This window comes from Bacillus massiliigorillae, assembly GCF_000380245.2.
In the GTDB taxonomy this organism is placed as follows: Bacteria; Bacillota; Bacilli; order Bacillales; family DSM-1321; genus Bacillus_AD; species Bacillus_AD massiliigorillae.
In genome coordinates, this window is record NZ_HG428743.1 from 205,480 (window position 1) to 216,111 (window position 10,632).

Here is a 10,632-nt window from a genome sequence, read left to right on the forward strand (position 1 = left end):
ACTCTATCCTTTCAAATTGTCATATCTATGCTCCTTCTGTTCTTTATTGTAACTTACTAATTTCCATAACGTTTGGAGATCACTTAAAAGTCATAATAAATATGATTCCTAATATTTTCTTATACTGATAGTTTCATACCCGTATTTAACCAGAGTTGATACGCCCACAAACACACAAAATAGTATATCGATGGTAATATTTCCTTTTCTTAGATAAAATCAAGTTAGATTGTACTACTGACTACTACTAAAAGGGTGCGGATAAGTTGAAGAAAACTAAAGCAAAAAAAAAATCACACATTCCAATTCGTTTAAATATAACTCTCTTTATAATCTTTTTGTTATTTTCATCTTTAATATTAAGGCTTGGATTTATACAAATCGTTAAAGGAGAAGGCTTCCGAAAAGAAGTCGAACGTACAGAAGATGTGACCGTTAAAAATTCTGTACCTCGCGGAAAAATTTATGATAGGAATGGAAAAATTATAGTAGATAACAAATCTTTAAACTCGATAACTTATTTACGCTATCAAAATACGAAAACAGATGAAATGTTAGAAGTATCACGTAAGTTAGCCTCTATGATAAACGTTTCTACAAAGAAAATTACTGAACGTGATAAAAAAGATTTTTGGTTGTTGTTAAATCCTGAAAAAGCTGAATTAAAAATAACTAAAAGCGATAAAAAACTATTAGAAGAAGAAAAAATCAAGGATAAAGACATATATAAGCGACAACTAGATCGTATTACTCAAGAAGATATCAATTCATTAACAAAAGCTGATTTACATGTATTAGCCATTTTTCGTGAAATGAATAGTGCTAGAGCTTTAACACCTCAAATTATCAAAAATCAAGATGTGACAGATGAGGAAGTAGCAATAATCAGTGAAAATTTAGATTCATTACCAGGAATTGATGTGTCAACCGACTGGGAGCGCTTATACCCATACGATAAAACGTTAAGAACAGTTTTAGGTAATGTCTCAAAATCTGAACAAGGACTTCCAGCAGATAATCTTAATTATTATTTAGCAAAAGACTACAACCGAAATGATCGCGTAGGTAAAAGTTATATAGAATTGCAATATGAAGATGTATTAAAAGGAGAAAAATCAAAGATTAAAACCGTTACAGATAGAAAAGGAAATGTTATTGAAACCATTCCTCTGTCAGAAGGTCATAGAGGAAAAGACTTAGAATTAACTACTGATATAGATTTACAAATTGCAGTTGATAAAATTGTCGAAGATGAACTAAGACAAAAGAAATCGCTTGGCAATACATATCTATTAGATCGAGCTTTTGTAGTTCTTATGAATCCTAATAATGGAGAAATACTTGCTATGTCGGGTAAACAATATGTGAAAGATAAAGAAACAGGAAACTATGAAATCCAAGATTATGCTTTAGGTAACATCACATCATCCTATACGATGGGCTCAGTCGTTAAAGGTGCTACCGTACTAACAGGATATGAAACTGGCGTACTTAACCCAGGAGATGTAAAAGTTGACGCTCCTATTCAATTTAAAGGAACTCAACCTAAGAAATCATGGAAAACAATGGGCAGCATTAATGATTTAACAGCTCTTAAACAATCATCCAATGTATATATGTTTAAAATTGCTATGGACATAGGAAAAGGAAATTACGTCTATGGAAAATCCATTCGTTTAGATGTACAAGCATTTGATAAAATGCGTTTTTTTTATAATCAATTTGGTTTAGGTATTCGTACAGGAATTGATTTACCAAATGAATCTAAAGGTTTACAAGGAATAGATAAAGGTCCGGGTAAATTATTAGACTTAGCCATTGGACAGTTTGATACTTATACACCAATGCAGTTAGCACAATATATTTCAACGATTGCCAATGGAGGAAAAAGAATTAAACCTCACATAGTAAAATCCATACATGAGCCTAGTGAGAATGGTGAAACACCTGGATCAATCTATCAAGATTTCCCTCCCACAGTGCTTAATACATTACCTATGAAGAGCTCTCAAGTCGAGCGTGTTCAAGAAGGATTTAGAAGAGTATTACAAGAACATGGCGGCACAGGTGTAGGTTATTTTGGTTCAGCTCCATACAAGCCTGCGGGAAAAACAGGAACGGCAGAAGCATTCTATGATGGTCCCATAGAAGGAAGAAAAGGTGATGCTACGATGAATCTAACTTTAATCGGATATGCACCTTTCAATAATCCAGAAGTTGCAATGGCTGTTGTTGTACCTTGGGCCTATCAAGGTAATTCAGACCATAAAATGAACTTGAGTATCGGGAAACAAGTAATGGAGAAATACTTTGAATTAAAAAAGCAACAATAAGAAAAAAAGCAAAATGATACATTCATTTTGCTTTTTTATCGTGTTTATTCCTTTGAATAGCATATTTGTCCTTCTATATTTAACACTACACGTACTTCTTCATTTTCGTAACAAATTATTAATAAATTCGCCACAACCATCACATACATCTCCTCATACTTTGTAATAAAATTTAATTTTATAGTTCAACTACATAAAGGAGAAGGAATGAAAAAAGGATGCATCTTTATACTACCCTTACTGTTAATAATCACACTTTCTGCTGATTCTTCTAATACATACAACATATGTAAACAATTAAGCACTCTCGAACAATCTACACTGCAAACAATTGAAAAACACTACCTATTAAATTTATTTAGTAATCCAAAGGTTCGTATTAAGAATCAAACGATCTATATAGATTTAAATGTAGACAAAAAAATTTCAAATATCACGCCCCTTGAACAATTTATGAATTTTAAAATGTTCACAAGAAAACTTCGTTTTATTTTAAAAAATCATTCTAGTGAATACGGTGATGCCCTAAGCAGAAAAGATATCATTATTCGCGGAAAATCTGGTAAAAATACTTTTGTATATGATAGTACACTATCCAATAAAAAATTAATCTACTTTTATGAAAGCCACCTTTCAATAAATCAAAAAATCGTATTTTCCTCTTCCGAATTTAAACGAGTAATTAACCAATATTCAAATTCTACTTCTTATATTGAAAAAGTGAATGGATATGACGATTTAGACATACATAAATACGCCCGAAGACTATTTGATGTTATGACTAAGAATGGAAAGTATTATAATCCAGCCACAGATGATCAATTAATTCTAGAGGCGATTTGCAAAAAATTTAATATAACTGCTGAAGAGTATCATAAGATTGATAATAAATATTATTTATTTCCTTCCCTACCTTACTGAAGAGTAGGGTAAGGAAGCTTGTGTTTCCTCAGAATTCCTCTAAAAATAAGAAAAAGCTGTCAAAATGACACCCTTATTATATCTCTCTTATTATTTTGATTTCTTTACTTCCCGAAGATATTGGTCATCGCCTATATCTTTAACGATAACACCTAATTCACTTAAATCTTTCTTTAAGTAGTTTGATGTTTTCAGATCTTTGTTCCTAAGCGCATTACGACGTTCATATAATATAGCGTTTGTTTTTTTATCAAAAGTACTATCATCTAATTTCCATTGTTTATTCTCTTGTTCATATGGGTCAGCATCACTCACGCATAACCGTACTGCAAGAATAGTTCTTTTGTTTGTTCATATCTGTTTTTTCACGAACAAATTCTTCGTTGTCTAGAGTATCTATAACAAATTCCCCATCTTCCATAAATACATAATGAACATCTTGTTTAAGAATCTTTTTTTCATTGTCATAACGAACAACTATAATATAATCATTACTTACTTTTCCTTTTAAAGCTTCTTTATACACAGTATATGTAAATAAAATTCCAAGTACGATTCCTATAGCCATACAAATAATCGAGCCCTAAAATGAGTCAAATGATTCTATTACATTAATAATTCCTAACTCTGGTATGAAAGGTATATCTTTAATTAAACATACTAGCTTCGATAAGAACCATCCGATTACTCCAAATAAAACTGGAGACAAGACGACCAATACTTTTTCAATCCTTCCTAACCAAACTTCGTTATCTCCATCTACTTATCTCCCTCTTAAACCATTTTTATTAATATATGAATTTCAACAAACTCTAATCGTATTTATAACGATAATAGTATCTTCCTACTTCACTAGATATTTTAACATTCGATTTACTAACCTTCAATCTAAGCAGTTTTGTTAGGAAAAATGATTATTCTGCTCTAAAATCAAAAAAGACTGCTAATAAGCAGCCTTTTCAAGTAATGACGTATTCAAAATACAATCTAGACTTTATCCCCCACCGATTAAAGTTTCACTTTATCACTATTTTTGCTTTAATTGAACAACAAACAGCATGATAAAGGAAATGACAATAATAGAGATGACCCATAGCCAAGCCATTGTCATGTTGTTGGAATCAATCGCTACATAGATGGCAGTTGGAACGGTCTGGGTGACGCCTGGAATATTACCAGCGAACATTAAGGTTGCTCCGAATTCACCAAGTGCCCTCGCAAAGCTTAAAACAGCACCCGTCATAAGTGATTTAGAAGCAAGAGGAATGGAGATAAAGAATAATACTCTCCATTTCCCTGCCCCGTCAACCCTCGCTGCATCTTCAATTTCATGATCCACGCCTTGAAACCCTGTTTTCGCCGATTGATACATGAGTGGAAAGGCAACGATAATCGCAGCGATAACCGCAGCCCACCAAGTAAAAATAATCGGTTGGTGAAAAATCCATTCGATTGCTTTACCAAGAAAGCTCTGCTTCCCAAAAACAACAATTAAAATGAAACCTACAACCGAAGGAGGAAGCACTAAAGGAAGCATCAGAAGTGTTTCGACAATCGCTTTTCCTTTAAACTTCCTTACGGCTAGAAAATGACCAGCTAATGTTCCTAGTATGACGACAATAATTCCTGAAACAATACTTATTTCAAGAGATAATTTAATTGGTGCAAAAAATTCTTCAGCCATTTAATTTCCTCAATTCACTTTAAAACCGTACTCCTCTAGAATTTTTTTCGCATCATCTGATTGAAGATAGTCATAAAATGCTTTCGCTTCCTCATGATGTTTCGTATCTTTCACAATACCTAAAGGATAAATAATAGGTGTATGTGTATCTGAACCTGCTGTTGCAACAATCGAAATTTTATCAGAAATCAGTGCATCTGTTTTATAGACAATTCCAGCTTCTACATTGCCTGTTTCCACATACGATAACACTTGTCGAACGTCTTTACCGTACACAAGTTTACTCTCAACCTTGTCCCAAACTTTAAGTGCTTGTAATGTTTCCTTGCCATATAAGCCTGCTGGAACAGATTCTGGTGTACCTAATGCCATTTTATCAATATTTACTGTTGCTAAATCTTCAAAGCTTTTGATATTGAGTTTTGAATTTTTAGGAACGACTAATACAAGTTCATTTTCAACTAAATTGACGCTTTCTTTTTTATCAATCATGCCATCATCAACAAGTTTGTTAAATTTGTCTTCTGCGGCAGAGATGAATAAATCAACAGGTGCGCCTTGTGAAATTTGCTGTTGCAGTGCTCCAGAAGCACCAAAATTAAATTTTAGCGTAACTTCAGGATGTTTTTCTTTATATTTCTTTTGAATGTCAGTTAATGCATCATTTAAACTTGCTGCTGCTGATACCGTTAATTCTACGTTTTCTTTTTCTTTTTGGTCGGATGTCTTTTCTTTTCCATCATTGTTTGTACATGCCATTAAAGATAATACCATCATTAATACAAATGCTAAGAGAAATGATTTTCGTTTCACGATATTCCCTCCAACTCTTTTTTCAATGCGTTAATTATAACAAGTTATAATTAGTTATAACAAGGCATAATTATATCTAAATAACATTGTTCTATTTTTGTTCAAATTTATTATAAATGAGTAAAATAAGGATAGAATCGAGTATAATTTTAGCTAGTTGATAAATTTCGTTTTGACGTTACAATCAGGAACCTCATTGACTTGAGGGAAAGGAGTAGAGGACACCATGAACAACAATACTTCTTATACGATTGAAGAGGTAGCCCAATTATTAAGGGTATCCAAATTAACGGTATATGATTTAATAAAGAAAGAAAAGTTGCCTGCCTATCGAGTGGGAAGGCAAATGCGTGTAGACCATGATGATTTAGAAAGATATAAAAACGGAAGTAAAACAGCTCAAGCTAAAGAGTTTCAACAACCTATGGAAGAATCAGCTGGCACTTCACCAATCGTCATTAGTGGGCAAGATATGATTCTAGATATTCTCGGAAAAAGTATTGAACAAGAAATGCAAGAAGTGCCTCATCGTGTGTATAACGGCAGTTTAAACAGCCTCATTGCGATGTATAATGGCCAATGTGATATTGTAAGCTTGCATTTATATGATGGCGAGACAAATACGTATAACCTTCCGTATGTGAAGCGTATTTTAGTAAATCACTCATTTGTTCTTATCAACTTAGTTTGTCGAAATGCTGGCATATATGTACAAAAAGGAAATCCAAAACAAATCCAATCATGGGAAGACCTGCATAATCAAAATATTAAATGGGTCAATCGTGAGAAAGGATCTGGAGCAAGAGTTTTATTGGATGAACAGTTACGCAAGCAAGGTATCCCAACAAGTGAGATACAAGGATATCATCAAGAATTAACAAGCCATTTTTCCGTTGCTTCAGCTGTAGCTAATGGACAAGCCGATGCGGCAGTTGGAATTGAAAATGTAGCCAAAATGGTGAACGTAGATTTCATTCCATTAATCGAAGAACGCTATGATCTCGTTGTGCTAAAATCACCCAAAAACGATTCGCTTGTAGATAGTATTATCCAAATTACACAATCAGAAGCGTTTAAAAATCAAGTTAGCCAAATTCATGGATACGATATTCGTTTAACAGGAACCGTTTTTTACGAGTCATAGAAACAAAGGGCGTTATGAAAGTGAATAAAAATCACTTTCATAACGCCCTTTTTCGCTTTTTTATACCGTTCGGAGTTATTTTCAATTAAATCTCATTTTGCTTAAAGGAATTACTTCAAAAGTATCCCCCTTAATAGGCAAATTTTATCTATTGTCTTTTTCAAAACCAGATAAAATTTACTACGCAACTCACATGTTAATATTAGACATTACTACTACATACTGGTATTATTATTTTTACTGTATTCCAACAATTGTTTAAACTTCTTTTATTTTCCTTTAGATAAATTCGTACTAACTCCTGATTTATTTTTTCTGAAATTTCAAATATCTATAATACAGAGGTGGAGATTATGAAATCTTTAAAACATGCAATAATTTTATTATTGTCTATTTTGATTGCTTTTTTATTAATAGCGAATATTAGTCTTCTTATTTATAATTCTTCTAGTTCTATCGAGCAAACTTTTAAAGAAAGCAGTATCCTACAGGCCCAAAAAATCGCAAAAAAAATTGATGGAACTGCGTACGAACAATTTTTAGAAAACCCTACTAAAACACCAACATATAAACAAATTCAATCCATATTAACTGACTATAAAGAAAAAAATGGAGCTATGTATATGTACACTCTCAAGGTAAAAGATGAACAAGTTTACTATATGATTGATGGCGAAACATTGAAGAAGAAAATAACGCCAATTGGTACAGACAGTGGGATTAAACTGAAAGACGTTACATCCGTTCTCAAAGGAAAAGCTCATAGTTCTGATATTATTCATGATCCAAAATACGGTGACTATATGACTACATTCGCTCCTATAAAAAACAAAGAAGGACAAGTAATCGGCATTCTTGGAATGGATACGAGTGCAAAAGTAGTAGCTTCTGTAAAGAAAAGCGTGCTCGCCCATTCATTACCGATTGTACTAGGTGTATCAGTTATAATAACTATCATTATTCTTTTAATCGTTTATTTATATATTAAAAAGAAATTATATCCTCTTACTCATTTAACAACAGTTGCAAATAATATATCAAATGGCGAATTAGGAGAAGCCAAGTCTTATATTGCAAGTAATCCCGTAAAATCAAAAAATGAAATTGGCATCCTCTATTCAACAATTACAAAGATGACATTAACTTTAGACGATTTAATAAAAGAAATGCTTAATATGGCAACTAATTTACGAATGGATAGTGATAAACTAAACAGTGCTTCTATAGAGATTAATGAAGGAACGCAACAAGTATCCTCAACAATGGATGATATGACAAAAGGCTCAGAATCTCAAGCAAATTTAGCTGTTAATCTTGCTAGTGATTTTCAAGAATTAAATTCCTTAATAGAATTAACTAATACGCAAGGTAACGAGATTAAATACTCAACGGAAATCGTTTTTCAAAACACCAATAGAGGTATGCAACTTATGAAGGATTCGAACGACAAAATGGAAGAAATATATGAGATTGTCTCCAATTCCGTGCATGAAGTTCAAACATTAGAAAAGCAAAATAATGAAGTAAGTTCGTTAGTAGCATTCATTAGTTCCATCGCTGATCAAACAAATTTACTGGCACTAAATGCTGCCATCGAAGCCGCCAGAGCAGGTGAACATGGAAAAGGCTTTGCAGTTGTTGCAGATGAAGTACGAAAATTATCTGAAGCTGTCTCTAAATCCGTTAATGATATTCATGTGATTGTAAGTAATGTTAATGCCAATTCAACACGAATGGCGAAAATCCTTAAAAAAGGGCTTGAAAAGGTTACAAGTGGTCGAGAAAATCTTCATAATACTAATACTGCCTTTAACGAAATTGCGGAAGTTATTTCACAGATGAACTCTTTATCCAAATCAATGTCTCAACAAATATCGCAAGTAAGTAAAAAGGAATTACAAATTAAAGATTCTATAGCTGATGTAGCAAGTATTTCTGAAGAAAGTGCAGCTGGCATCGAAGAAATCTCTGCAGCCTCTGAAGAAATTAGCGCATCTATGGAGGAGCTAAAAGATTTAGTTGCAGAATTAACAAAAGCATCGATAGAACTACAAGAGAAAAGCAATGTTTTTAAAGTGTAGATAACTTACTTCCGCAATTAAACAAATCCCTCTCTATTACTTAACTGAAATAAAAAGGTCACGACATATTCAAACAGGTGCTGCACCCCAAAAGTTAGAGTAAAAAACTAACTTCTGGGGTGTTTTGTTATGGCGAAATATTGTGATAAATGCAATTTGAACCTTGTAATAGAGTTTTTAAAAGAATCTTTAGGCTATGCATCTTCATCAAAAAATACGGTATACCAAATAAGGATGAGTGGTAAATAATCTACGTATTTTCAGTTTAATTGTACACTTAAATTTCAAGACATAATACAAGTTTATTTAAGCAAACTCTTAGATCAGCACCCTTCTTTACAAGGAGTAAGTAAATAATAGATACAACTAAAAGAAGAAAAAAAGATAACAACGTTTCTTCGTAGAAGTATTCTTTTCTTCATAATTAAATATTCCTATTTACAATATATAAGAATAAAAGATTCATATTCTGTTAATACTGTAATTAGAAAACGAATTATATTTAGGAGGGAATAACATGTTACACCCAAACGAATTACCTGAGATATTACCTGAAAGACTAGAAGATTTTTTAAAGTTATTATCTATTATTCTTAAAAACTAGGAAAAGGAAATAAACGATGTTTTCTAATGTAGAAAGAACGAATGAATATAACAATCGCTGCACTCTCAAAAGCAATAGAGGCTGACGTAAAGGATACATAAAGTAATCTTTTGACGGCAGCCTCTATTCTTATTGTTTATTATTTAATATGCAATTCTACCGTAGATGGGTTTTTGCTGCTTTTAGAAACCTTAATACCTGAGCTGCCCTCGTTTTGAGTAATCTCAAAAATAACCTGGTCCTTTACACTTGATACGTCTATTCTATAGACTTTCTCCGTTTCAGGCTTCAAAGTATCTTCGTGTGTAACTTCGCTATCTACATAAACAGGTAATAATTCGTTTTTTGGAGAGTTTTTGCTGTATGCATTTATGGTGAATTGACGACTAAGTTGTTGGTTCGTATTTTTAACTTTCACATAAAGGTTATCGCTGTCTTCTTCCTTAGTAATCGTACAGCGTGAGACAATTGTTTTTGACATATAGTCTCCTCCAGTTCATTTGTATTTTTAATCTTTCTTGAGAGATTTTATAGCATCAAGGATCGCTTTACGATTACTATATTCTCCTTGTATCAATTCGTTCATCATATTAGCGAATTGAGTAATTAATGAATCAAAATTACTCGAATTCTCTTTACCCTTTAGGGTTTCCATCAACATAAGCGTAGATAGGGTCATAGCCATAAGTCCAGTAACATTATCAGCTATATTGATGACGGTATTGTTTCCATTTGTAAAGGTATTGTTACCAGCGCTAGCAGTGGCATTCGCATCAACAGTAGCATCGACATCAGCAGTAGAAGTAGAATCGGCATCTCCTGTCGCACTCGCATCGGCTGTGCCTGTTGCATCGGCATCTGATGTTGACGTGGAATCCGCATCTCCTGTCGCATTCGCATCTGCTGTGCCTGTTGCGTCTGCATCTGATGTTGACGTGGAATCCGCATCTCCTGTCGCATTTGCATCTGCTGTGCCTGTTGCGTCTGCATCTGATGTTGACGTGGAATCCGCATCTCCCGTCGCATTCGCATCTGCTGTGCCTGTTGCGTCT

General features: G+C 33.2%; 10 protein-coding genes. 5 read left to right on the top strand and 5 right to left on the bottom strand.

The features are described from left to right. Positions 1-266 precede the first annotated feature (266 nt). Positions 267-2,333, top strand: a complete 2,067-nt coding sequence (locus TX86_RS19655; protein WP_042351505.1) for a penicillin-binding transpeptidase domain-containing protein — start codon at positions 267-269, stop codon at positions 2,331-2,333. Positions 2,334-2,540: 207 nt separating this feature from the next. After that, positions 2,541-3,254, top strand: coding sequence for a hypothetical protein (locus tag TX86_RS19660; RefSeq protein ID WP_042351506.1), 714 nt, complete (start codon positions 2,541-2,543; stop codon positions 3,252-3,254). A gap of 90 nt (positions 3,255-3,344) precedes the next feature. Here the strand turns inward: TX86_RS19660 and TX86_RS25915 are convergent, their stop codons facing one another. The 4 genes from TX86_RS25915 to modA form a co-directional block, all read right to left on the bottom strand. Next, a complete protein-coding gene (locus tag TX86_RS25915) occupies positions 3,345-3,569 on the bottom strand; it encodes a CysS/YqeB C-terminal domain-containing protein (RefSeq protein WP_052343770.1) in 225 nt (74 codons plus the stop codon). Next, on the bottom strand, positions 3,562-3,822 hold the full coding sequence (locus TX86_RS25920; RefSeq protein WP_052343772.1) for a YqeB family protein: 261 nt from the start codon (positions 3,820-3,822) through the stop codon (positions 3,562-3,564). The genes TX86_RS25915 and TX86_RS25920 overlap by 8 nt, the downstream gene beginning before the upstream one ends. Before the next feature lie 459 nt (positions 3,823-4,281). After that, on the bottom strand, positions 4,282-4,938 hold the full coding sequence (modB, locus tag TX86_RS19670; RefSeq protein ID WP_042351508.1) for a molybdate ABC transporter permease subunit: 657 nt from the start codon (positions 4,936-4,938) through the stop codon (positions 4,282-4,284). A gap of 9 nt (positions 4,939-4,947) precedes the next feature. After that, on the bottom strand, positions 4,948-5,751 hold the full coding sequence (gene modA, locus TX86_RS19675) for a molybdate ABC transporter substrate-binding protein (RefSeq protein WP_052343774.1): 804 nt from the start codon (positions 5,749-5,751) through the stop codon (positions 4,948-4,950). Between the two features lie 226 nt (positions 5,752-5,977). On the opposite strand from modA, the gene TX86_RS19680 reads away from it, so the two are divergent. Beyond that, entirely contained in the window at positions 5,978-6,895 is a 918-nt protein-coding gene (locus tag TX86_RS19680) for a substrate-binding domain-containing protein (protein WP_042351510.1), read from the top strand. A gap of 1,451 nt (positions 6,896-8,346) precedes the next feature. Beyond that, entirely contained in the window at positions 8,347-8,976 is a 630-nt protein-coding gene (locus TX86_RS27880; protein WP_439096862.1) for a methyl-accepting chemotaxis protein, read from the top strand. A 743-nt stretch (positions 8,977-9,719) separates the two neighbouring features. Here TX86_RS27880 and TX86_RS19690 read toward each other — a convergent pair. Next, positions 9,720-10,061 carry a hypothetical protein gene (locus TX86_RS19690; RefSeq protein ID WP_042351513.1) on the bottom strand — a complete coding sequence of 114 codons (342 nt, stop codon included), beginning with the start codon at positions 10,059-10,061 and terminating at the stop codon, positions 9,720-9,722. 232 nt (positions 10,062-10,293) lie between these two features. Here TX86_RS19690 and TX86_RS27080 point away from each other — a divergent pair. Beyond that, on the top strand, positions 10,294-10,632 hold a 339-nt coding region (locus tag TX86_RS27080; protein ID WP_230203690.1), incomplete at its 3' end, for a hypothetical protein.